This is a genomic window from Stenotrophomonas sp. 21LCFQ19, from assembly GCF_056861425.1.
This window is the reverse complement of record NZ_JBSPUF010000005.1, coordinates 91517-113169: the sequence shown is the minus strand read 5'-3', so window position 1 is coordinate 113169 and position 21653 is coordinate 91517. Positions and strand designations below refer to the sequence as shown.

Sequence of the window (21653 nt, the reverse complement as noted above, 5' to 3'; positions counted from 1 at the left end):
GAGCGGTTGTTCAGCCTTCAAGGTTCTGCCCGGCCGCACTGCGGCAACTGGCAGGGTGTCGCATGGCTGACCAGATCGGGCACCTGCCGCGCGGCCCGGGACGCATCCTCAAGGCCGCCAAGTGGTCCTGGCAGGGGCTTTGCGCTGCCTGGATGCACGAGTCCTCGTTCCGGCTGGAGGTCTGCCTGTTCGTGGTGCTGGCGCCGTTGGCGTTGTGGCTGGGCCAGAGCCCGGTCGAACAGGTGCTGATGATCGGCTCGATGCTGCTGGTGATCGCCATGGAGCTGGCCAACTCGGCCATCGAGGCGGTGATCGAACGCTACGGCCCGGAGTACCACGTGCTGGCGGGCCGCGCCAAGGACATGGGCTCGGCGGCGGTATTCGTGCTGATGATGAACGTGCTGCTGTGCTGGGGCCTCATCCTGCTGCCGCGCGTTTTCTGACAAGTCAGCCGCCGGGCGGCGCTGACGCAATGGTTTTATTGAAGGATTGTTCCCATGTCTCTTGAGTTTCTAGCCGACCCGAACGTATGGGTCACCCTGTTCATGCTCAGCGCACTGGAAATCGTGCTCGGTATCGACAATCTGGTCTTCATCTCCATCGCGGTCGGGCGCCTGCCCGAACACAAGCGCCCGCTGGCGCGCCGCGTGGGTATCGCGGTGGCCTGCATCACCCGCATCCTGCTGCTGATCTCGCTGGCCTATCTGGCACATATGGAGAGCAACCTGTTCAACGTGGCCGGCATGGGTATCTCCATCCGCGACCTGGTGTTGATCGTGGGTGGCCTGTTCCTGCTCTACAAGGGCGGCAAGGAAATCCGTGAGCTGGTCACCGGTGGCGAAGACGAAGACCCGACCACGACAAAGGTGGCATCGTCGTTCGGCATGGTGATCGCGCAGATCGCGGTGATCGACATCGTGTTCTCGCTGGACTCGGTGATCACCGCCGTCGGCATCGCCTCGCACGTCCCGGTGATGGTCTGCGCGGTGCTGTTGTCGGTAGCGGTGATGCTGCTGGCAGCCAACCCGCTGGGCCGTTTCATCGACGCCAACCCGACCGTGAAGCTGCTGGCGCTGGCCTTCATCCTGATGGTGGGTGCGGTGCTGGTGCTGGATGGCCTGGAGGTGCACGTGCCCAAGCCCTACATCTATGCGGCGATGGGTTTCTCGATCCTGGTGGAGTGGCTGAACCTGCTGATGCGGCGCAACGCCAAGGCCCACCACGTCCCGGGTTCGGACAACTGGTAAGTGTTTGATCGGCCGGCATCCCCGGCCGAGAACCTGACCTGAAAGGGCCGGCATTGTCGGCCCTTTCGTTTTTTGTGGGAGCGGCGTCAGCCGCGAAGCCGGTGCAGCTGTAGGTGCGGGGAGCCTGCAATCTGAAGGATGGTCAGCTTCGCGGCTTACGCCGCTCCCACAACAGCCTCGCTCGGGGAGCTTTGGCCGCCCCCGGTCTTTGCAGACCTTGAACAGGCAACGTGGCATGCTCGGCACTCCAGCCATCCAGGGCCCGACCCATGCGCCAGTACCTTCGCCTGATGTTGCTTGTCATCGCGGTGATTTCCGTTTCCGGCTGTGGCTACAACGCCATCCAGCAGAAGGATGAGGCGGTCAAGGCCGGCTGGTCCGAGGTGGTCAACCAGTACAAGCGCCGCGCCGATCTCATCCCCAACCTCGTCAATACCGTGCAGGGCTATGCCCAGCAGGAGCGGCAGGTGCTGACCGAGGTCACCAATGCCCGTTCCAGGGTCGGGCAGATCCAGGTCAATGCCGACGATGCCGATTCGCTCAAGCAGTTCCAGCAGGCCCAGGGCGAGCTGGGCAGCGCGCTGTCGCGGCTGCTGGTGGTCAGCGAGAACTACCCGACGCTGAAGTCGGACCAGAACTTCCGTGACCTGCAGGCACAGCTGGAAGGCACCGAGAACCGCATCACCGTGGCCCGCGGCCGCTACATCCAGCTGGTGCAGGACTACAACACCTACATCCGCTCGTTCCCGCAGGTGATCACCGCCAAGATGTTCGGCTACGCGGCCAAGCCCAACTTCACCGTCGACAACGAGGCGCAGATCGCACAGCCGCCGACCGTGAGCTTCGGCAGCCAGCCGGCAGCGCCGCAGCAGACGCCGCCGCAGCCCGCGCCGGCGCAGTGAGCCGCGCGCGATGAGCGCGTTGCTGCAGCGCTTGGGCTTGCTGCTTTGCCTGCTTGGCCTCGGCTGGGCAGGCCCGGCGCTGGCCCAGCAGCTGGCGCCGATCCCGCCGCTGGATTCGCCGGTGGTAGATACCACCGGCACCCTTGATGCGGCGCAGAAGCAGGCGTTGGAGCAGCAGGCCATTGCCCTGCAGCAGCGCAAGGGCGCGCAGCTGCAGGTGCTGATCGTGCCGACTACCCAGCCCGAGGACATCGCCCAGTACAGCACCCGCGTGTTCGACCAGTGGGCGATCGGTCGCAAGGGCGTGGATGATGGCGTGCTGCTGCTGGTGGCCAAGGATGACCGCAGGGTGCGGATCGAGCCGGGCTACGGTCTGGAAGGTGCCATCCCCGATGCCATCGCCAACCGGGTGATCCAGGAATACCTGGTGCCGCACTTCCGCCAGAACGACTACGCCGGCGGCATCACCGCCGCCAGCGGCGTGCTGGTCAAGATCATCGACGGCGAGGAGCTGCCGGCTCCGGTCAGCAGCAATCGCGATGGCGGCGGTGGCGGCGGTGATTCGATCTTTTTCTTCGCGATCATGATCGGTGTGTTTGCCTCCACCTTCATGCGCATGCTGCTGGCCAAGCTGCCGCGGCCGATCCGTGGCGTGGTCTCGGGCCTGATTGCCGGCGCGGCCGGTTGGCTGCTGCTGTCGGTGCTTGGTGGCGGTATTGCCGCGCTGGTGGCCTTCCTGTTGTCGCTGGGCAAGGGTTCCAGCGGTGGCTTTGCCAGCGGTGGTGGCTGGGGCGGCGGAGGCGGCTTCGGTGGAGGTGGTTTTGGCGGAGGCGGTGGAAGCTTCGGCGGAGGCGGCGGTTGGGGTGGTGGCGGTGGACGTTCGGGAGGCGGTGGCGCCTCGGGGAGCTGGTGATGCGCTGGTTACGACATTTCTTTGCTCCCTCCGCGCATGCCGCATTCCCGGAAACCAGCCTGGACCGGATCGCCCACGCCATTGCCGACGGCGAGCGCCTGCACAGCGGCCAGGTGATGTTCGCGGTCGAGTCCGACCTGCCGCTTGCCCTGCTGTGGAAGAACACCAGCCCCCGCGCCCGTGCCGAGCACGCCTTCGCGCTGCTGCGTACCTGGGACACCGAGGCCAACAACGGCGTGCTGATCTATCTGCTGCTGGCCGACCATGCCATCGAGATCGTCGCCGACCGGGGACTGCGGGCGCGGGTGGATGCGGCGCAATGGCAGTTGATCTGCGACCACCTGCGCGAGCAGCTGAGCGGGAATACACGCGAGGAGGCCGTGCTGGCGGCGGTGGCCGAAGTCTCGCTGCTGCTGTCGCAGCACTTCCCGCCCGACCCGGCAGGGCGCACCCGCAACGAGCTACCTGACCGCCCGCAGGTGTTCGGCTGAAGCATGGGTTGAGTGGCAAGGGCTGCTACCCCGAGAATAGGGGCTGGTTTGCCTGACAGTGCTCGCATGCTCTTTCTCCATGACATAGATCCCATCGCTTTCTCGCTGGGGCCGATCGACGTGCACTGGTACGGCGTCATGTACCTGCTCGGCTTCGCCGCCGCTTGGTGGCTGGGCCGTTCCCGCATCCTCGCCGGTCGCTTGCCGGGCGTGGACATGAACGGTTTCTCCGATCTGCTGTTCTACGCGATGCTCGGCGTGGTGCTGGGCGGACGCATCGGCTACATGCTGTTCTACGCAACCGCCGACTTCCTCGCCAATCCGCTGATCCTGCTGCGGGTCTGGGAAGGTGGCATGAGTTTCCACGGCGGCCTGATCGGCGTGTTGATCGCCGGCTGGTGGTGGACGCGCAAGCACAAGCTGCATTTCTTCGACACCATCGACTTCGTCGCGCCGCTGGTGCCACTGGGCCTGGGTTTTGGTCGACTGGGCAATTTCATTGGTGGCGAGTTGTACGGCAAGTTCACCAATGCCGGCTGGGGCGTGATCTTCCCGCATTCGCCGCTGAAGGATGTTCCGGCCGGATTGCCGGCGATGGAACAGCTGCTGTCGGCTGCGCAGATCCAGCAGGACTATGCTGCCGGCCTGCTCAGCCAGTACGCGCGCCATCCTTCGCAGTTGTACGAAGCATTGCTGGAAGGGCTGGTGATGTTCCTGGTGCTGTGGTTCTACTCGATGAAGCCGCGCCCGCGTTACGCCGTGTCCGGCCTGTTCGCGCTGCTGTATGGGTGCTTCCGCTTCCTGATCGAGTTCGTGCGCATGCCCGACAACGGCGTGTATATCGCGTTTGACTGGTTGACCCGTGGCCAGATCCTGAGCCTGCCGTTGATCGTGCTGGGCTTGGTGTTGCTGGCAATGTCGCGCCGCGCGCCGGTGTTGCAGCCGGTGCTTCCACTGGAAGAGAAGAAGGCATGAAGCAATATCTGGATCTGCTGCAGCATGTGATGGAGCACGGCACCGAGAAGTCCGACCGCACCGGCACCGGCACGCGCAGCGTGTTCGGCTGGCAGATGCGTTTCGACCTCAACCAGGGCTTCCCGCTGGTCACCACCAAGAAGCTGCACCTGCGCTCGATCATCCACGAGCTGCTGTGGTTCCTGAAGGGCGATACCAATATCGGCTACCTGAAGGACAACAAGGTCAATATCTGGGACGAGTGGGCCGATGCCAACGGCGACCTCGGTCCGGTCTACGGCAAGCAGTGGCGCAGCTGGGCCACCGCTGATGGCCGCGAGATCGACCAGATGCAATGGCTGGTGGATGAGATCAAGCGCAATCCGGATTCGCGCCGTTTGGTGGTCAGCGCCTGGAACGTCGGCGAGCTGTCGCAGATGGCGCTGATGCCCTGCCACAACCTGTTCCAGTTCTATGTGGTGGACGGCAAGCTCAGCTGCCAGCTGTACCAGCGCAGCGGCGACATCTTCCTCGGCGTGCCGTTCAACATCGCCAGCTATGCGTTGCTGACGCATATGGTGGCGCAGGCGACCGGACTGGGCGTTGGCGATTTCGTGCACACGCTGGGCGACGCGCACATCTATTCCAACCACTACGAGCAGGCACGCGAGCAGCTGTCGCGCGAACCGCGCGCGCTGCCCAAGCTGTGGTTGAACCCGGACGTGACCGACCTGTTCGGCTTCCAGTTCGAGGACATCCGCATCGACGGCTACGCCCCGCATCCGGCAATCAAGGCGCCGGTGGCGGTGTGATGAAGCTGTCGATGATCGCCGCGCTGGATCGCAACCGTGGCATCGGCCACGACAATGCGATGCCTTGGCATCTGCCGGACGACTTCAAACACTTCAAGGCACTGACCCTCGGCAAACCGATCCTGATGGGGCGCAAGACCGCCGAGTCGCTGGGTCGTGCGCTGCCGGGACGGACCAATCTGGTGCTGACGCGTAGCGGACAGGTGCCGTTTGCTGGCATGCGTGCGGTGGCTTCGTTGGATGAGGCGCGGGCGATTGCGGCAGGCGAGGGAGCTGACGAGTTGTGCGTGATTGGTGGCGGTGAGATCTATCGGCTGTTGCTGGATCAGGCCACCGACCTGCAGCTGACCTTGGTGGATACCGAGGTGAATGCCGATACGCATTTTCCGGACGTCGACCCGGTGCTGTGGCGCGAGGTGGATAGCCAGGCGCATGCAGCGGATGAGCGGCATGCGTTTGCGTTCCGGTTCGTGCACTACGTGCGCGTTTGAAGAACTGCGTGATTGCCCCTTGCTTTGGTGGGCGGACGCCGCCTAGGCGAAAACGCCAAGCAGCAGTTTTACAGCCAACGCACTCATTACCATGCCGATCAGGAGATCCAGTACTCGCCACGCGCGCGGATTGGCAAATACCGGTGCCAACAGGCGCGCGCCGTAGCCCAGGGCGAAAAAGAATACGAACGAGGCCGTTATCGCACCCGCGCCGAAATGGAAGCGCTCAGCGCCGTAGTTGGCTGAAATGGAGCCCAGCAGGACCACGGTGTCGAGATAGACATGCGGATTGAGCCAGGTAAAGGCAAGGCAGGTCAGAAGCGTGGCTTTCAGGCTTGGCGCGATTGTTTTCGCGGGATTGAGCGATGCCTCATGTCGCAGGACAGAGTAGAAGCTTCTGCATGCGTAGAAGGCAAGGAATGCGGCCCCAAACAAGCTCATGACCGTTGCTATCCATGGGGCCTTGCCGATGATGGTGCCGAACCCGACGATGCCAAGGAAGACAAGTGCGGCATCGGACAGCGCACATGCCAGGCTGACCGCAAGCACGTATCTCCTCTGCAAACCCTGCCGCAGGACAAACGCGTTCTGAGCGCCAATCGCCGCGATCAGGCTTAGACCAAGAAAAAAACCGGATAGCAGTGCATTCATGTGGGGCTCTGATCGAAGTCGCGGTCATTCGTTGCTTCCGTTTCGCTGAAAGGTGTTCCTGTGCGTAGGTGATTTGCCCGGTAGTTGCTGTCTTCCATCAATCGGTCGTGGCAGCGGCGGAAGTGCTCCACCCGTACCCCCGGGAAAAGGTGGTGCACCAAGTGGTAGGAGTCATTCCTTGGGAAGAATACGAGCTTGGGCAACAGCGGGACCTTCATGTTTCTTGAGCGCCATATCTCGCCTTTGTTGGTGAGCAGCCCTCCATGGTCGATGCAGTCGGTCCAGTAATTCAGCGCCGGATGAATCCAGGCGAACGGGATGATGACGAAGGCCATGGCCGCTGCGAATGAATCGAACGCGTAGAAGGCCACCGCATAGAGAATCACGGCTTTCATGGCGGCGTAGCGGAAACCGTCATTCAATGACAGATCGAGCTGCAGGTATCTGCGCAGATGCAAACCAAGCAGGGGTGTGATCGCGTGGCGAATGATGGTCTTGGCTGTCACCGGCTCCTCAAGGCGGTATTCCTCTATGTTGCGAAAGTCCAGGTCCTGTTCGTAGTGGCCCAGGTAGGCATGATGTGTGCGATGTTCCAGCCGGTATGTACGGAACGATTTCATCAGGATCGCTGACGCCATACAGCCATAGATGCCGTTCCACTTCTTTGAATGCGTGAATGAGGCGTGGCTACACTCGTGGACGATGTTGTTGATGCCTCTGAGCCGGGTTGCAATGAATACCGACAGTGCGACGACGGTGATGGGGGCAATAGGTGTCGATGCGTGGAGTGAAATGGTTCCCGCGACGATGCTGCCGATGATCAATAACAGGTAGGCGAACAATACGATTCCCGCACGCATTGGGGTTTTCTTTGCGAGTGGGCGGAACTCGGGTGCGTACTTTTTCCTGATTTCCTTGGTCGTGTCGTTGTTCATTTTTCAGCTGCCTTCTTTTGGAGAACCGCGGTTTCCGAAGGTGTGCTTTCCTGCGCCCATGCCATAGCTTGTCGCCCGGAGCACGCAGTTCGGAAAGACGCCCGTTGCCGTGCTTGAGGTGAGGTGTCAGCATCGACGAGGGGGTTCCTATGTGCGAGTCATTGAATGCCGTGCGCGGGAGTAGGCGGGGGACCCTGAAGTCAGGCGGAAATTCCTTACCGTCCTGCCTTGGCAAATGTTCGAAGGAGGTAAGTCGAACTCGCTCGCAAAGGAAGTAGCCGGCTGTTCCCGCGTTGCACGAGAAAGCGGGTGGTCGAATCGTTGGAAGGTGTTGATGGGGCCGGTTGGTGCGGCAATGGCCAGCGCTGTGTGCAGGGCAAGAACTGCTTCAGTTCTGCATCCGGTAGTGCCCGATGATCGTGTGCCGGAACAACAGATCCTGCTCCTGCGTACCTTGGGCGATGTTGTGCAGCACCAGCGGGGTGCCGTCGTCCAGGCGCTGATCTGAAACGATGCCTACGTGCAGCAGGCCGTTGCCATTGAGCTTCCACGCCACGATGTCGCCGGCGGCGTAGTCGTCGGCGACGGTACTTATCGGTAACTCCCAGCCTTGCCGCTGGAACCAGCGCATCTGGTTGGGGACGCGGCGGTGGTCGATGTTCCGATCCGTACGGGAAAGGCCCCACAGCTGCGGGTAGGCAGCGAAATCCCCGCGCATGTCCTCGTGGATGCGCTGCTGCAGGTCAACGCCTTGCATGCGCAGTGCGCGGATCACCACGTCGGTGCAGACACCACGATCAAGCGGCGGATCGCCGTTCGGGTAGGTCAGCGAGAAATAGGCGGGGTCGTAGCGGGTGGTGACACCGATCTGTGCGCGTGCGGCGGCAACCAGCGCAGGTGAAATGACTTGCGGCGCGGCTTCACTGGCCGCCTGCGGCGATGGGCTTGCCTCGTTGCCGTTGATTTGCGGACGGCAGCCCGCAAGCAATGCAATGGCCATCAGCACCAGTGCCGATGGCCAAGCCCTCATGCAGCCGGCCCGTTGTTGTCCGGTGTGGGCGTGCTGTTGTTACCGTTGCCATTGCCATTGCGCCCACGAGGACGATGACGGCGCGGGCGCCGGCGTTGTTCGCCGCTGCGCTCGTTGCGCTGAGCTTCGCCGCGGGGTTCGGGCTTGGACTCGGGCTTGGCGTCCACCTTGGCTTCCACACGCGGTTTGCGCGGCGGGTGCTGGCCCGGCACCGGTGCGGGCACGTCGCGGCCCGGTACCTGCACCACGCGCAGGTCTTCGCTGTCCAACTGCAGTGCGGTGAGCTTGCCACCCCAGACTGCGCCGGTATCGATCGCATGCACGCCCTGGGTGATGGTCAGGCCCAGGGCTGACCAATGGCCGCAGACCATCTTTAGTTCGCGCTCGACCCTGCCAGGCACTTCAAACCACGGGTACATGCCTTGCGGCTGGGTGCCCGGGGTGCCCTTGTCTTCCATGCCGATGCGCCCGCTTGGGGTGCAGTAACGCATGCGGGTGAAGATGTTGATGATCGCGCGCGAGCGGTCGTAGCCGCTCAGACCCGGCGACCATGCCGGCTTGTCGCCATACATGTTGCGGAACAGTTTGCGGTAGCCGTTGCCGTGCAGTTGCAGCTCGACTTCGCGCGCATGCTTTTCGGCCAGTGCCACGGTCCACTTCGGTGCCAGGCCGGCATGGAACATCATCCAGCCCAGCTCACGGTCGACGTGGGCCAGCTTCTGCATGCGCAGCCAGTCCAGCAATACGTCACGGTCCTCGGCCAGCACGATGCGCTGCAGGTCGGGGTTGACTTTGCGCTGCTCCTCTTCGCTGCGGGCGCCGATGGCCAGCAGGGACAGGTCGTGGTTGCCGAGCACGGTGACGCTGTGTTCGCGCAGTGAATGCACAAGCCGCAGTGTTTCCAGCGACTGGCCGCCGCGGTTGACCAGATCGCCGGCGAACCACAGTTTGTCTGCAGCCGGATCGAAGTTGATCTTCTCCAGCAAGCGCTGGGTAACGTCGTAGCAGCCCTGCAGGTCGCCAATTGCCCAGGTCGCCATCAGTGCAGCGTCCTTGGGATGGCGAGCACGAACGGCGCGATCGGTGCGGCGAACTCGGTGCCGTCGTCGGCGATCATGTCGTAGTGGCCTTGCATGGTGCCGTGCTCGGTGCCGAGCATTACCCCGGAGGTATAGCGGAACTCTTCACCGGGGCGCAGCCTTGGCTGCTCGCCGACCACGCCATCGCCATCGACGGTCTCGACCCGGCCTTCGCCGTCGGTGATGCGCCAGTGGCGGCTGATCAGCCGCGCCGGCATGGTGCCGCGGTTGTGGATGCGGATCGTGTAGGCGAACGCAAAGCGGCCGTCTTCAGGGGCCGACTGGTCGTCGATGAAACGAGGCGAGACCTCGATCTCGATCGCGTAGTGGCGGTTGTCTTCCATGGGAGGAGTGTAAGCAAAAGCAGGTGATCGGTTTGCGTGTTTGCAGCGCTTATTCGTGCGGCAGGTTGGCAAGCCTGATGAAATCGGCAACTTCCAGCTGTTCGGCGCGGGCATCGCTGCGTACGCCGGCGGCTTCGAACTGGGCCTGGTCGATGACGCCATTGAGGGCGTTACGCAGGGTTTTGCGGCGCTGGCCGAAGGCGGCGCGGACCACGTCGGCGAAGCGTTTGCGGTCGTTGATGCCGACGCTGGCGGGGTCGCGCGGGATCAACCGGACCACCGCCGAGTCCACCTTCGGCGGCGGCCGGAACGCGCCCGGCGGCACCACGAACAAGGCGCGCACCTCGCAGAACGCCTGCAGCATCACGCTCAGCCGGCCGTAAACCTTGCTGCCGGGGCCGGCGGCCATGCGGTCGACCACCTCCTTCTGCAGCATGAAGGTCATGTCCGAGATCGCGGCGGCATGGTCCAGCGCGTGGAACAGGATCGGCGAGGAGATGTTGTACGGCAGGTTGCCGACCAGACGGATCGTGGAGCCGGCGGCCAGCTCGGTGAAATCCACCCGCAGCACGTCGCTGTGGACGATCGTCAGCTCGCCTAGCGGCGCGGCGGCTTCGGTCAGCGGCGCGATCAGGTCACGATCGAACTCGATGACGGTCAGCCTGGGATGGCGGCGCAGCAGCGGGAAGGTGATGGCGCCCTGGCCCGGGCCGATCTCGACCAGACGGTCGTCGCCCTTCGGGTCGACCGCCATGACGATCTTCTCGACGTAGTACTTGTCCGCCAGGAAGTGCTGGCCGAGCTGCTTCTTGGCCGGGGCGGTGAAGCCCGTGCGCGGGGAATGGTCTGAATTCATGTGCTGATTTTACGTTGTGCAGCCAGCTGCGCGCATAACGCCGTTGCCGCGAACAGGCTGGAGGGGTCGGCCACGCCCTTGCCTGCGAGGTCCAGGGCGGTGCCGTGGTCCACCGCGACGCGCGGGTAGGGCAGGCCCAGGGTGATATTGGTGGCCTGCTCGAAGCCGCTGTATTTGAGCACCGGCAGGCCCTGGTCGTGGTACATCGCCAGCACCGCGTCGAAACCGGCCAGTTTGGCTGGCAGGAAGGCGGTGTCGGCGGGCAGCGGGCCGATCAGGTTCAGGCCTTCGCCACGCATCTGCTCGAGCAGCGGAATGATCAGGTCCAGCTCTTCACGGCCGAGATGGCCATCTTCGCCGGCATGGGGGTTGAGCCCGAGCACGGCAATGCGCGGCTGCGCCAGGCCGAAATCGCGGCGCAGGGCTGCATCGGTGGTGCCGATGACCTTGCGCAGGCTCTCTGCGCTGATGGCGTCGGCGACGTCGCGCAGCGGCAGGTGGGTGGTTGCCAGGGCCACGCGCACGATGGCATTGGCCAGCATCATCACCACTTCGACGCCGGCCTGGTTGGCCAGCAGTTCGGTGGTGCCGCTATAGGCGATGCCGCCCTGGTTGATCACCGCCTTGTGCACCGGTCCGGTGACCACGCCGTCGAGGCTGCCGTCCAGGCAGGCCTGGCCGGCACCGAGCAGGGCATCGATCACCGCGTGCGCATTGCGCGGATCGGCATGGCCGAACTGCGAAGGGGCGGCGTTGCGGACTTCGCGCAGGCGCAGGTCGCCGGGACGGCTGGCTTCGGCGTGTTCGGGGAGTAATTGCAGCGGCAGGTTCAGCGCGCTGGCGGCGGCCCGCAGCGTATCGGGGTCCGCAAACGCCAACAGCCGGCAGTCACTGCGCGGCTGTTGGGCAAGGCGAATGCAGAGTTCCGGGCCGATCCCGGAGGGCTCGCCCGGAACCAGAGCGAGCTGGGCAGCCATGGATCAGGGCTTGGCCGGTTCTGCCGGGGTGGTTGCCGTGTCGGCATTGCCCTCGGCGCGGTCACCGCTGCGGAAGCTGACGTAGGCTTCGCCACGCAGTTCCTGCAGGAAGCGGTTGTACTCGTCGTCCAGCTTGCGGCGGCCGATCTGTTCACGGACCTGGGCGCGCTTGTTGTTGTCGCTCACGTCGGTCTGGCGGGTGGCCACGCGCTGCACGATGTGCCAACCGGCGTCGGTGCGGAACGGGGTGCCGACGCCGTTGTCGCTCAGGCTTTCCACCTGCTTGCCGAAGTCCGGGCCGAAGGCATCGGCCGGGAACCAGCCCAGGTCGCCACCCTGGCCGCGGCTGTTGGTGTCGTCGGAGGACTCCTTGGCCACGGCCTGGAAGTCGGCGCCGCCAGCGATGCGTGCACGCAAGGTCTCGATCTTGGCCTTTGCGGCCGCGTCGTCGACCTGGTCGGTGACGCGCACCAGGATGTGGCGGGCGTGGTACTCGGTGACCTTCTGGCCGCTGTCGCCCGCGCCGCCGGCATCACGGGTCTCGACCAGCTTGAGCAGCTGGAAGCCGCTCGGGCCGCGGATCGGGCCCAGCACATCGCCGGCCTTCATGTTCTTGATCTGGTTGGCGAACGCGCTGGGGATTTCGTCGGCGCTGCGCCAGCCCAGGTCACCACCTTCCAATGCGTTGGGGCTGTCCGAGTAACGGACGGCAGCCGCGGAGAAGTCCAGTTCGCCCTTGTCGAGCAGGCCCTTGACGCCGTCAACCTTGCTCTGGCCGGTGGCGATCTGCTCGGCAGTCGCGCCTTCGGGCAGGGCAATCAGGATGTGCGCCAGGTGGAACTGGGCACCGCCGGCGTTTTCCTGCGCCAGTGCGGCATCCACTTCACCTTCGCTGACGCTGATGCGACTCTGCGCGAAGCTCTGGCGCAGGCGCTGGGTGGTGATTTCCTCGCGCACCGAGTTGCGGAAGTCGGAGAAACCAATGCCGTCCTGGCTCAGGCGCTGGCGCAGGCCATCGACCGTGGTGCCGTTCTGCTGGGCAATGCTGCCGATGGCGTGGTTGAGTTCTTCATCGCTGACGCGGATGCCGCTGCCATCGGCGCGGGCTACCTGGAGTTTCACCAGTACCAGACGCTCCAGTACCTGCCGTTCCAGTACGGATTCGGGTGGCAGCTGAGCCTCACGGCCAGCGTACTGGCCCTTGATGTTGGCGACCGCACGCTGCAGTTCGCTCTGCAGGATGACGTCCTCGTCGACGATGGCGGCAATGCGATCCAGCGGTTGCGTCTGCTGCGCAACAGCCGGGGCGGCAACGCCGGAGAACGCCAGCAAGGTGGCGAGGACTGCAGGAAGGGTCTTGGTCATGGAATCTGGTTGGGATCGTAGTCGTCGTCGTTCGCTTCGATGTTGCTGGGCGGAACGAGGTAGAGGTCGTCTCGGTTGTAGCCGAGAATAGCACGGCGCAAGGTGCGGTCCGTGTTCTGTCCAACCGAGCTCAGGCCCTTGAGCACGAACTCGATCTGGAACGAATTGTTGAGGTCACCTTCGCGGTTCTTGACATAGCGGCGGGCCAGCGCCCGCACCGCCAGGCAGCAGCTGTCCCACTGTACGCCGCCGATGATCTCCAGCGGCTTGCTGTCGACCATCGAGTAGTAATAGCGGCCGACGACGCTCCAGCGTGGGTTGATCGGGTACAGGAAGGAGAAGTCAGCCTGCTTGAGCTGCTCCTGACCGGTGGTCGGGTTACCGCGGTAACGGTAGCTCAGGTTGATCACGCCATCTTCGGGTAGCAGGTAACGCGCACGCACGCTGGCCAGGTCTTCCTTGCGGAACTTGGGATTCCACTGGTAAGTGGTGCCTAGGGTCCAACGGTCGGTCATTGCCCAGTTGACGTCGGCCACCCAGGCGGACTTGCTTTCGCTCACCACCGGGTCGCCGGGGTTCACGGTAACCCGCGAGTCTTCGAAATAGCTGATCTGGCCAATGCTGGCTGACAGCTTTTCGCGACCGTCCGCCTGGCGGATCAGGCGGGTGGTCAACGCCGTGGTCAGCTGGTTGGCATCGTTCTGGCGGTCGGCGCCGGTGAAGCGCGAGTCGCGGAACAGCTGGCCCCAGCTGAAGGTGAAGGCGCGGGTGTCGAGCAGCGGCAGGTCCGACTGGTCGCGGTACGGCGTGTTCAGGTAGAACAGCCGGGGTTCCAGCGTATGCAGGTAGGACTTGCCTTTGAGGGTGGTCTCGCGATCAAAGAACAGGCCCATGTCGATGCTGGCAATGGGCAGGCTGCGGTGGGGCGAGGTGTTGCCGCGCAGTTGGTCGGGGGTAGCCGTGGCTGGGTTGATGCCGGCGGCACGCAATTGCTGGACGCGGATGCTGTCGGCCAGGCCGCGTTCCAGGTCATAGGCGGTGTAGCGCCAGGCCAGGGTCGGGGTGATGTACCAGGCTGCGCCGCCGAGCGGCATGGAGACATAAGGCTTGATGTCCAGCCGCGAGCCGCCAAACATCCGGGTGACTTCACCGGTGCGGACATATTCACCATCTGCATCCACTGTCTTGAGGTGGATGTCATCGTGGGTGAAGCGCACCGCTTCGGCATACACGCCAGCCTCGAACCAGCGGCCGAAGGTCTCCTCCCAAGTGGCGAACAGGCGCGGCTGGCGGCTGTAAGGCAGCGATTCCTCGGTGAGGGTGTAATCGGTCAGCTGCCATTCGTCGGCCATGATGCCGGCGGTCCAGGTGCGGCCGGTGCCGTACAGGCCAGCAGTGCTCTGCATGTTGGAGGCTGTGATGCCGTTCAGTCGGTTGGAAAAATCCTCGACGTAGCGCTCGTCGCTGACCCAGGCCAGGTTGGCGCGGGCCTGCCAGTTCTTGTCGATGTTGTGGTAGCCATTGAACGACAGACTGCCGCGATCACGGTCGCGCAGGGAGTCGTTTGGCAGATATGTCGTTTCCAGCTGGCCGCGGCCACCGGAGTACAGGTAGCGGAATTCATTGTCGAGCATGAGCCCGCGCTTGCTCATGTAGCGCGGGGTCAGGGTGTCGTCGTAGTTCGGCGCCAGATTGAAGTAGATCGGCTGCGCGTAATCAAAGCCATTGCGTCCCGACAGGCTCAGCTTTGGATAAAGCAGGCCGGTCATGCGGCGGTCGTCGATCGGGAACTTGAAATAAGGCATGTACAGCACGGGCAGCTTGCCCACGCGTAGCACGGCATTGCGGGCGGTGCCGAAGCCTTCTTCATTGTCGACGTCGATCTGCGGCGCCACCAGCTTCCACACCGGCTGCGAGGGATCGCAGGTGGTGTAGCTGGAATGGTGCATCTGCCCGGTCGAACCCTGCAGGTCGACCGAGTCGGCCGAGCCGTTGCCGCGGCGGGAAACCAGTTGGTAACGGATGTCGCTGATCTTGTGCGAGTCCGTTTCCTGATTGCCCTCTGCGCGCTCGGCGACCATGCGGATCGACGAATCCGAATAACGGACATTGCCCTCGGCGATGTAGTTGCCGCTTTCGGTATCCAGACGCAGGCTGTCGGCACCCATGAACTGGTCGCCACGCTTGAGCAGGACATTGCCCTGGTATTGCGGGACGGCGCTGGTGCCAGTGAGCTCGTTGCCCTCGATGTCGGTGGGCAGCTGCTCACGGTTGGCCGCTGCAGCGGGATCTGCCGGCGGTGCCTCGTCAAAGGCGGGGAGCGTGTCGGTAGCCGGGCACAGGCCCCAGTTCACCGGCTTATCGTCGGCCCAGGCGGGCAGGCAGATGGCAATGCCCAGGGGCAGGGGGAGCAGGCGGAGAGCTTTGCGCACGCGGTTCGCATTCGGGGGGAAAACGGCCGCTAGCTTGCCGCATCGCCCGCGAGGGGGCAATGAAAGCCTGCCGGACGGGCCGGGTGGGGTTCATCCATCAACGGCTTGCGAGCAGTTCCTGGACGTGGGCGACACTGCATTCGCGCAGGGCCTGCAGGTCGTAGCCGCCTTCCAGCATCGATACCACGCGGCCGCTGCCATGGCGTTCGGCGAGCCTGGCCAGCTCGCTGGTCAGCCAGCCGAAATCCTCGGTTTCGACCATCAGGTCAGCCTGCGGATCGCGCATGTGGGCATCGAAACCGGCCGAAATGAACAGCAACTGTGGCCGGAACGCCTCGATCTGCGGCAGCATCTCGTCGGCCCAGGTGTTGCGGAAGCGGAACCCGCCGCTGCCCGGTGGCAGCAGGATGTTGCAGATATTGCCGACCCCGCGCTCGCGCATGTTGCCCGAATACGGGAACAGGCCCGACTGGTGGCTGCTGTAGTAGGCGATCTTGGGGTCGGTCTCGAAGATGGCCTGGGTGCCATTGCCGTGGTGGACGTCGAAATCGACGATGGCGATGCGCTCCAGGCCGTACTTGTCGCGGGCATAGGCCGCGGCCACGGCGATGTTGTTGAACAGGCAGAAGCCCATCGCGGTATCGGCAGTGGCGTGGTGACCGGGCGGTCGTACCGCGCAGAACACGTGCTTGTTGCCTTCTTCCAGCATCACCGCGTCGACCGCGGCGACGCCGGCACCGGCCGCATGCAGGGCCGCGCTGGCTGAACCAGGCGAGCTGAAGGTGTCCAGGTCGATGCGCCGCAGCGGTGCGGTCTGCACCTGCAGTACCGAATCGATCAGCTCGCGGGTATGCACCCTGGCCAGTTCGCCGAGCTTGGCCGGCGGCGCATTGCGCCATTCCAACTGGTCCGGGAACTCGGCGCGCAGGGCTGAGATGACGGCATGCAGGCGCTCCGGCGACTCGGGGTGATCGATGCCGGGGTCATGTTCAAGGCAGGCAGGGTGGGTGAATACCAGCATGGCCGCACTGTAACCGTCGACGCCGCGCGCTGCGCGGCGTCGTATGGGAGGAGAGGATCAGCCGTGACGGCGTTCGTGGTTCCACAGTACTTCGCCATGGCCACCGGCCCGGGCAAGTACGCGGGACAACACGAACAACAGGTCGGACAGGCGGTTCAGGTAGCGCACCGCCTCGGCTCGGATGTCTTCGACGCGGGCCAAGGCCACGGTTTCACGCTCGGCACGGCGGACGATGGTGCGGGCCAGATGGCAACGTGCCGCGCCCTCACCACCGGCTGGCAGGATGAAATCCTTCAACGGCGGCAGGTCGTCGTTGTAGCGGTCCAGGTGCTGCTCCAGCGCGTCGATGTCGGCGCCGTGGATGGCGGCGTGGCCGGGGATGCAGAGCTCGCCGCCGAGGTCGAACAACTGGTGCTGGATGGTGGTCAGCAGCGTGCGCACGTCCTCGGGCAGGTCTACGGCCAACAGCACACCAATGGCCGAGTTGGCCTCGTCGACGGTGCCGTAGGCGTTGACCCGCAGCGAATCCTTGCCGGTGCGGCTGCCATCACCCAGGCCGGTGCTGCCATCGTCGCCGGTGCGGGTGTAGATCTTGGAAAGGCGGTTACCCATTGCCTGGCGTGCCCTTAGTGGGCAACGCGGCCAGCGGCCGGCTGCTTGCTGACGGCTTCAGCCACAACCTGCACCAGCGCGGCAGCGCCGATGTACATGGCGGCGCTCTGCATGTACGGCAGCAGCCAGTCGCTGTAGTTCTTGGCCCAACCGGCGAAGGTCGGCTCGGCAACCGAGGCGCTGATCCAATAGAAGCTGCCCTGTGCGATCAGGTGGCACAGCGCGACCGAACCGATCACGGTGGCGGCCAGCATGGCCAGCGACTTGAGGTTGGCGCTGCGGTAGTAGCGACGCAGCAGCATGCCGCCGGTCCACATCGCGAAGTAGGCCGGGATCAGCATCCAGTAAGCGGCCGACACACAATAGTGCTGCCAGAAGCTCATGCCCTGGTTGGAGATCACCACCCAGTCAACCACCACCGCCAGGCCCATCAGCAGCGGGAACGCCCAGCGGGTCCAGGTGCGCAGGTAGAAGCCGCCAATGAAGAACACCGCCCACGAGGCGTCCGGAACCGGTGCGAAGTGGTTGAGGCGGGTGCCGGCCATCAGCAGCACGAGCAGGGACAGGATGATGGCGCGTTGGGCGTTGGCGGTCATGGTGGCGGTTTCCGTTAATCAGACGGCCATTCTAGCCGCAGTGGGGGTGAACCGGCGGTTGCGCTGCGGCAAGGGGCGGCGACCGGGCGGGTGAAGCCCCGTTATCATTGGCCCATGAGCAAGAACCATGACGTAGTGATCGTCGGTGGCGGGCTGGTTGGTGCCAGCCTGGCCATCGCATTGGACCGGCTGGGGCTGGATGTAGGGCTGGTCGAGGCGACCCCGGGCGGCGCGCTGCCGGCGGTGTTCGACCAGCGCAACCTCAGCTTTGCCGCCGCCACGATCAATGCGCTGACCGCGCTGGGGGTGATGCAGAAGCTGACCAACCCCGGCGGCCCGATCCGCCGCATCCACGTCAGCCGTGCCGGCGATTTCGGCCGGGTGCTGATGCAGGCGGCCGATTACGGGCGTGAGGCGTTCGGACAGGTGGTGGTGGCGCGCGACTTTGGCGACGCGCTGGAAGCGCGCCTTGGCGAGTTGCAGCAGCTGACCCGCTACCGCCCGGCGAAGTTTGTCGGCCTGGGGGCGTGCACCGATGGCCGCCGCGAGGTGCTCATTGCCGATGACGCTGGCGAACAGCGCCTGCAGGCCCGGCTCGTGGTTGGCGCCGATGGCACCCGCAGCGCGGTTCGGCAGGCGCTGGGGATCGAGGTCAGCGAACACGATTACCAGCAGACCCTGTTCGTGGCGCGGCTGCGCGCGGCCAAGGCACCGGACGGCTGCGCCTATGAGCGCTTCACCGATACCGGCCCGACCGCATTGCTACCGCGTGGCGACCGCCACTACGGCGTGGTCCACGGCGTCGCTCGCGAAGAGGCTGATGCGGTGATGGCACTGGACGACGCGGCGTGGCTGGCGCGGCTGCAGGACGCGGTGGGCTGGCGCGCCGGGCGGTTGCTGGAAAGCGGCCCGCGCAGCGCCTATCCGCTGATCCAGGTATTGGCACAGCAGCTGGTTGGCGAGCGTGCGCTGCTGCTGGGCAATGCCGCGCAGACCATCCACCCGCTGGGTGCGCAGGGTTTCAACCTCGGTCTGCGCGATGCGCTGACCCTGGCCGAGCTGATTGGCGACGCCGCACAGGACCCGGGGAGTGAGGATCTGCTGCAGGCCTATGTGGCGCGACGCGGCCCGGACCGCGAGCAGACGTTGGCGTTCTCCGATGGGCTTGCCCGTTTGACCAGCAATGCCACACCGCTGATACGCCCGTTGCGCAGCCTGGGTTTTGTCGCTGCGGCGCAAGCGCCGGCCGTGCAGTCCTTCCTGGTCGGCGGCGCGATGGGCTTCCGCGGGCAGGTGCCCGAGCTGTGCAGGAGTGAAGCGCGATGAGTCGGCGCGGACAGTGGGATGCGGTAATCGTCGGCGGTGGCGTGGTTGGCGCGGCCTGTGCGCTGGCGCTGGCCGGGGAAGGTCTGCAGGTAGCGATGGTGGAAGGTCGCGAGCCACCGCCGTGGTCGCCACAGAAGCCGGACCTGCGTGTGTTCGCGTTTGCCGCCGATAACGCTGCCTTGCTGGAATCGTTGGGCGTGTGGAAGCAGGTGGATCAGGCCCGTGCCCGCGCGTATCGGCGCATGCGGGTGTGGGATGCCGCTGGTGGTGGCGATCTGACTTTCGATGCCGACACGCTTGGCCGCCGCGAGCTGGGCTGGATTGTCGAGAACGGCCTGCTGGTGGATCGGCTGTGGGCCGCATTGCCGGCTGCCGGGGTGCAGCTGTATTGCCCGGCGCGGGTGGAAGCGATGGAGCAGGACGCACATGGCGTGCGTCTGCGCCTGGATGACGGCCGTCGGGTCGAGGCCTCGATCGCGATTGCCGCCGATGGTGCCGAATCCACCCTGCGCACCTTGGCCGGCCTGGATGTCAGTCGACATGATTACGGCCAGCGCGGGGTGGTCGCCTATGTGGACAGCGCGCTGCCGAACGAAGACACCGCCTGGCAGCGTTTCCTCGATACCGGCCCGTTGGCGGTGCTGCCGTTCGACCGCAACCGCAGCTCCATTGTCTGGACCTTGCCGGATGCCGAAGCCGAGCGGGTGCTGGCGCTGGATGAGGACAGCTTCAATCGTGAGCTGACCAATGCATTTGCCGGGCGCTTGGGCGAGATGCGTTTGGTCTCGGCGCGCGCGGCCTTCCCGCTGCGCCGGCAGTTGGCCACCGCCTATGTGGCGGGGCGCGTACTGACGTTGGGTGATGCCGCGCACGTGGTGCATCCGCTGGCCGGGCAAGGGGTGAACCTGGGCCTGCGTGATGTCGCCGGTCTGCGTGATCTTGTGCGCGAAGCCAGGCAGCGTCGGCAGGACTGGAGCTCACCCCATCGCCTGCAGCGCTGGGCGCGTACCCGGCGCAGCGAGAACACGGTGGCCGCTTACAGCTTCGATGCGATCAACAAGGTGTTCTCCAACGATGAGATGCACCTGACCCTGGCGCGTGGCGCGCTATTGGGCTTGGCGGGCAGGATGCCGCCGTTGATGTCGGTGTTCTGGAAGCGCGCCTCCGGCCTGTAGGCAAGGTAGTGCCGAGCCATGCTCGGCAAGAGGCTTTACCAGCACAACCCAATGTAGTGCCGAGCCATGCTCGGCAGAGGCCTTTCCGGTAACGCTCATGCCGAGCACGGCTCGGCACTACAGGTGAAGCGCATGCCGAGCATGGCTCGGCACTACAGGTGATGCCTTAGCGCAGCCAGCCGGCCAACTGTTCGCGCGACAGCTTGCCGCGCCGCGCCGTATCCAGGGCATTGAATTCGTCAGCCAGGGCCGGATTGGCCTGCGCCTCCTCGCGGCTGATGAAGCCATCGCCATCCACATCCATCGCGTCGAAGTCGATGCGGTAATTGCCGATCACGCTGTCCGGCTGGATCGAACGCACCGTGACCTGGGCCTGATCGGTAGGCATCAGGATCTGTGTGGAATGGGTGACCTTGCCAGTGGACAGCGATTGCTCGCGCACATGCACCGGCGCATCGTTCAACGGCATGCTGACCGCAGGCTCAGGGCGCGGCACGGTCTGGGCGTTGGCGGCAATGGGCAGCAGGATGGAAAACGCCAAAGGCAGGGCAATACGAAACGCGGGCATGGCACGACTCATCGATGGTGGAAGCAGGTTCCGCCACTCAGGTGGCGGCAATGGTGATGGTAGTGCGCTGCAGCTGAACGGGCCAACCGCTCAGCCCGGAATGAACGGGAAGACCAGTTTCAGCAGGCCCTTCAAGCCACCTTCGGCGGTGGAACTGATCGCCTTCGCACCCAGGCTGTTGAGCGCGCGCCGCAGATCGACCCAGCGCAGCTGGGTGACATCCTTCTTCAGCAGGTCGGCGACTTCTTCCGAGGCCGGGGCCAGTTTCTTCAAGGCCTCCAGCGTGGCCTGCGGATCGGGTTGCAGGTAGTTCCAGCGTTCGGCGATGTTGAGCAGGGTGTCGAAGCGCACCGCCACCACTTCGCGGTTGCGTTCGTAAACCGGGATCGCGCCGACATCGAGGATGGCCTGTTCGAAGCGTTGGGCATCGTCGGGATGCTCGATGCGGATGGCGAGGAAGCCTTCCTTGCGGCTGCGCTCGCTGACGTGCTTTGCCCCGGAGCGCAGGTTGGCCTCGGTCAGCACAGCCGCGACGATGCGCTGCAGGGCGCTGTCGCCTTCTTCGGGTACCAGGGCCCGCCAGCGTGCATAGCCATCGCGGCGCAGGCCTTTGACCTTGGCGGGGGTGACCCGCAGCTGCAGGGCGACGGCAGCATTGGAATCGCTGCGATTGATGGCGCCGTCGCGTTCGATCAACACGAAGATCAGCAGTTCAAGGTCGCGCTTGGTCAGCGACTGGAAACCCTGCATCAGGGTCAGCCGCAGAAACTCATTGCCGAAGCCGGCCGGGTCCTTCAGTTCGATGCTGTGCATTGCGGTTCCTCCCGTGGCCTACAGCATGCCTGATATGGATTGCAGCAGCTGAGACTGGCGACC

General features: G+C 64.7%; 24 protein-coding genes. 10 read left to right on the top strand and 14 right to left on the bottom strand.

Translation table 11 applies throughout. The features are described from left to right. Positions 1 to 62: 62 nt before the first annotated feature. The 8 genes from AC13FW_RS07545 (at position 63) to AC13FW_RS07510 (ending at position 5810) form a co-directional block, all read left to right on the top strand. The gene (locus AC13FW_RS07545; RefSeq protein WP_282273051.1) at positions 63 to 443 is read left to right on the top strand and encodes a diacylglycerol kinase; all 381 of its coding nucleotides are present in this window, start codon (positions 63 to 65) and stop codon (positions 441 to 443) included. 54 nt (positions 444 to 497) lie between these two features. Further along, positions 498 to 1247 (top strand): TerC family protein, encoded by a 750-nt coding sequence (locus tag AC13FW_RS07540; protein ID WP_482988702.1) that lies wholly within the window; start codon positions 498 to 500, stop codon positions 1245 to 1247. A 269-nt stretch (positions 1248 to 1516) separates the two neighbouring features. Beyond that, complete coding sequence (locus AC13FW_RS07535; RefSeq protein WP_482988701.1) at positions 1517 to 2149, top strand: LemA family protein; 633 nt, start codon at positions 1517 to 1519, stop codon at positions 2147 to 2149. A gap of 10 nt (positions 2150 to 2159) precedes the next feature. Then, complete coding sequence (locus tag AC13FW_RS07530) at positions 2160 to 3062, top strand: TPM domain-containing protein (protein ID WP_482988700.1); 903 nt, start codon at positions 2160 to 2162, stop codon at positions 3060 to 3062. Then, positions 3062 to 3553 (top strand): TPM domain-containing protein, encoded by a 492-nt coding sequence (locus AC13FW_RS07525; RefSeq protein ID WP_482988699.1) that lies wholly within the window; start codon positions 3062 to 3064, stop codon positions 3551 to 3553. Before AC13FW_RS07530 ends, AC13FW_RS07525 begins: the two co-directional genes overlap by 1 nt. A 66-nt stretch (positions 3554 to 3619) precedes the next feature. After that, positions 3620 to 4528 (top strand): prolipoprotein diacylglyceryl transferase, encoded by a 909-nt coding sequence (gene lgt, locus AC13FW_RS07520; RefSeq protein WP_282270821.1) that lies wholly within the window; start codon positions 3620 to 3622, stop codon positions 4526 to 4528. Next, the gene (locus AC13FW_RS07515; protein ID WP_482988698.1) at positions 4525 to 5319 is read left to right on the top strand and encodes a thymidylate synthase; all 795 of its coding nucleotides are present in this window, start codon (positions 4525 to 4527) and stop codon (positions 5317 to 5319) included. Before lgt ends, AC13FW_RS07515 begins: the two co-directional genes overlap by 4 nt. Next, positions 5319 to 5810 carry a dihydrofolate reductase gene (locus tag AC13FW_RS07510; protein WP_296247156.1) on the top strand — a complete coding sequence of 164 codons (492 nt, stop codon included), beginning with the start codon at positions 5319 to 5321 and terminating at the stop codon, positions 5808 to 5810. Before AC13FW_RS07515 ends, AC13FW_RS07510 begins: the two co-directional genes overlap by 1 nt. 42 nt (positions 5811 to 5852) lie before the next feature. On the opposite strand, the gene AC13FW_RS07505 is transcribed toward AC13FW_RS07510, so the two are convergent. The 12 genes from AC13FW_RS07505 to AC13FW_RS07450 form a co-directional block, all read right to left on the bottom strand. After that, entirely contained in the window at positions 5853 to 6461 is a 609-nt protein-coding gene (locus AC13FW_RS07505; RefSeq protein ID WP_482988697.1) for a LysE/ArgO family amino acid transporter, read from the bottom strand. Beyond that, entirely contained in the window at positions 6458 to 7396 is a 939-nt protein-coding gene (locus AC13FW_RS07500) for a fatty acid desaturase family protein (RefSeq protein ID WP_482988696.1), read from the bottom strand. The genes AC13FW_RS07505 and AC13FW_RS07500 overlap by 4 nt, the downstream gene beginning before the upstream one ends. A 388-nt stretch (positions 7397 to 7784) precedes the next feature. Next, positions 7785 to 8426: a DUF1287 domain-containing protein gene (locus AC13FW_RS07495; protein ID WP_482988695.1), complete on the bottom strand. Its 642-nt coding sequence runs from the start codon at positions 8424 to 8426 to the stop codon at positions 7785 to 7787. Then, positions 8423 to 9466 carry a symmetrical bis(5'-nucleosyl)-tetraphosphatase gene (locus AC13FW_RS07490; protein WP_482988694.1) on the bottom strand — a complete coding sequence of 348 codons (1044 nt, stop codon included), beginning with the start codon at positions 9464 to 9466 and terminating at the stop codon, positions 8423 to 8425. Before AC13FW_RS07490 ends, AC13FW_RS07495 begins: the two co-directional genes overlap by 4 nt. Next, on the bottom strand, positions 9466 to 9849 hold the full coding sequence (apaG, locus tag AC13FW_RS07485; RefSeq protein WP_282270811.1) for a Co2+/Mg2+ efflux protein ApaG: 384 nt from the start codon (positions 9847 to 9849) through the stop codon (positions 9466 to 9468). The genes AC13FW_RS07490 and apaG overlap by 1 nt, the downstream gene beginning before the upstream one ends. 49 nt (positions 9850 to 9898) lie before the next feature. Then, positions 9899 to 10705 (bottom strand): 16S rRNA (adenine(1518)-N(6)/adenine(1519)-N(6))-dimethyltransferase RsmA, encoded by an 807-nt coding sequence (gene rsmA / locus AC13FW_RS07480; RefSeq protein ID WP_482988693.1) that lies wholly within the window; start codon positions 10703 to 10705, stop codon positions 9899 to 9901. Beyond that, entirely contained in the window at positions 10702 to 11682 is a 981-nt protein-coding gene (gene pdxA, locus AC13FW_RS07475) for a 4-hydroxythreonine-4-phosphate dehydrogenase PdxA (RefSeq protein WP_482988692.1), read from the bottom strand. Before pdxA ends, rsmA begins: the two co-directional genes overlap by 4 nt. Before the next feature lie 3 nt (positions 11683 to 11685). Continuing rightward, positions 11686 to 13047 carry a peptidylprolyl isomerase gene (locus tag AC13FW_RS07470; protein ID WP_482988691.1) on the bottom strand — a complete coding sequence of 454 codons (1362 nt, stop codon included), beginning with the start codon at positions 13045 to 13047 and terminating at the stop codon, positions 11686 to 11688. Further along, positions 13044 to 15479 carry an LPS-assembly protein LptD gene (lptD, locus tag AC13FW_RS07465; protein ID WP_482988690.1) on the bottom strand — a complete coding sequence of 812 codons (2436 nt, stop codon included), beginning with the start codon at positions 15477 to 15479 and terminating at the stop codon, positions 13044 to 13046. Before lptD ends, AC13FW_RS07470 begins: the two co-directional genes overlap by 4 nt. 97 nt (positions 15480 to 15576) lie before the next feature. After that, positions 15577 to 16500, bottom strand: coding sequence for a histone deacetylase family protein (locus tag AC13FW_RS07460; RefSeq protein ID WP_482988689.1), 924 nt, complete (start codon positions 16498 to 16500; stop codon positions 15577 to 15579). Positions 16501 to 16557: 57 nt separating this feature from the next. Beyond that, on the bottom strand, positions 16558 to 17112 hold the full coding sequence (locus tag AC13FW_RS07455) for a cob(I)yrinic acid a,c-diamide adenosyltransferase (protein WP_282270799.1): 555 nt from the start codon (positions 17110 to 17112) through the stop codon (positions 16558 to 16560). Between the two features lie 14 nt (positions 17113 to 17126). Then, positions 17127 to 17708 carry a hypothetical protein gene (locus AC13FW_RS07450; RefSeq protein WP_481534181.1) on the bottom strand — a complete coding sequence of 194 codons (582 nt, stop codon included), beginning with the start codon at positions 17706 to 17708 and terminating at the stop codon, positions 17127 to 17129. A 114-nt stretch (positions 17709 to 17822) separates the two neighbouring features. On the opposite strand from AC13FW_RS07450, the gene ubiH reads away from it, so the two are divergent. Together ubiH and AC13FW_RS07440 are read left to right on the top strand one after the other, a co-directional pair. Continuing rightward, a complete protein-coding gene (gene ubiH, locus AC13FW_RS07445; protein ID WP_482988688.1) occupies positions 17823 to 19034 on the top strand; it encodes a 2-octaprenyl-6-methoxyphenyl hydroxylase in 1212 nt (403 codons plus the stop codon). Beyond that, the gene (locus tag AC13FW_RS07440; protein WP_482988687.1) at positions 19031 to 20209 is read left to right on the top strand and encodes a UbiH/UbiF family hydroxylase; all 1179 of its coding nucleotides are present in this window, start codon (positions 19031 to 19033) and stop codon (positions 20207 to 20209) included. The genes ubiH and AC13FW_RS07440 overlap by 4 nt, the downstream gene beginning before the upstream one ends. A 166-nt stretch (positions 20210 to 20375) precedes the next feature. Here the strand turns inward: AC13FW_RS07440 and AC13FW_RS07435 are convergent, their stop codons facing one another. Further along, positions 20376 to 20777, bottom strand: a complete 402-nt coding sequence (locus AC13FW_RS07435; protein WP_482988686.1) for an EF-hand domain-containing protein — start codon at positions 20775 to 20777, stop codon at positions 20376 to 20378. A gap of 90 nt (positions 20778 to 20867) precedes the next feature. Further along, positions 20868 to 21590: a hypothetical protein gene (locus AC13FW_RS07430; protein WP_482988685.1), complete on the bottom strand. Its 723-nt coding sequence runs from the start codon at positions 21588 to 21590 to the stop codon at positions 20868 to 20870. Between the last annotated feature and the right edge of the window lie 63 nt (positions 21591 to 21653).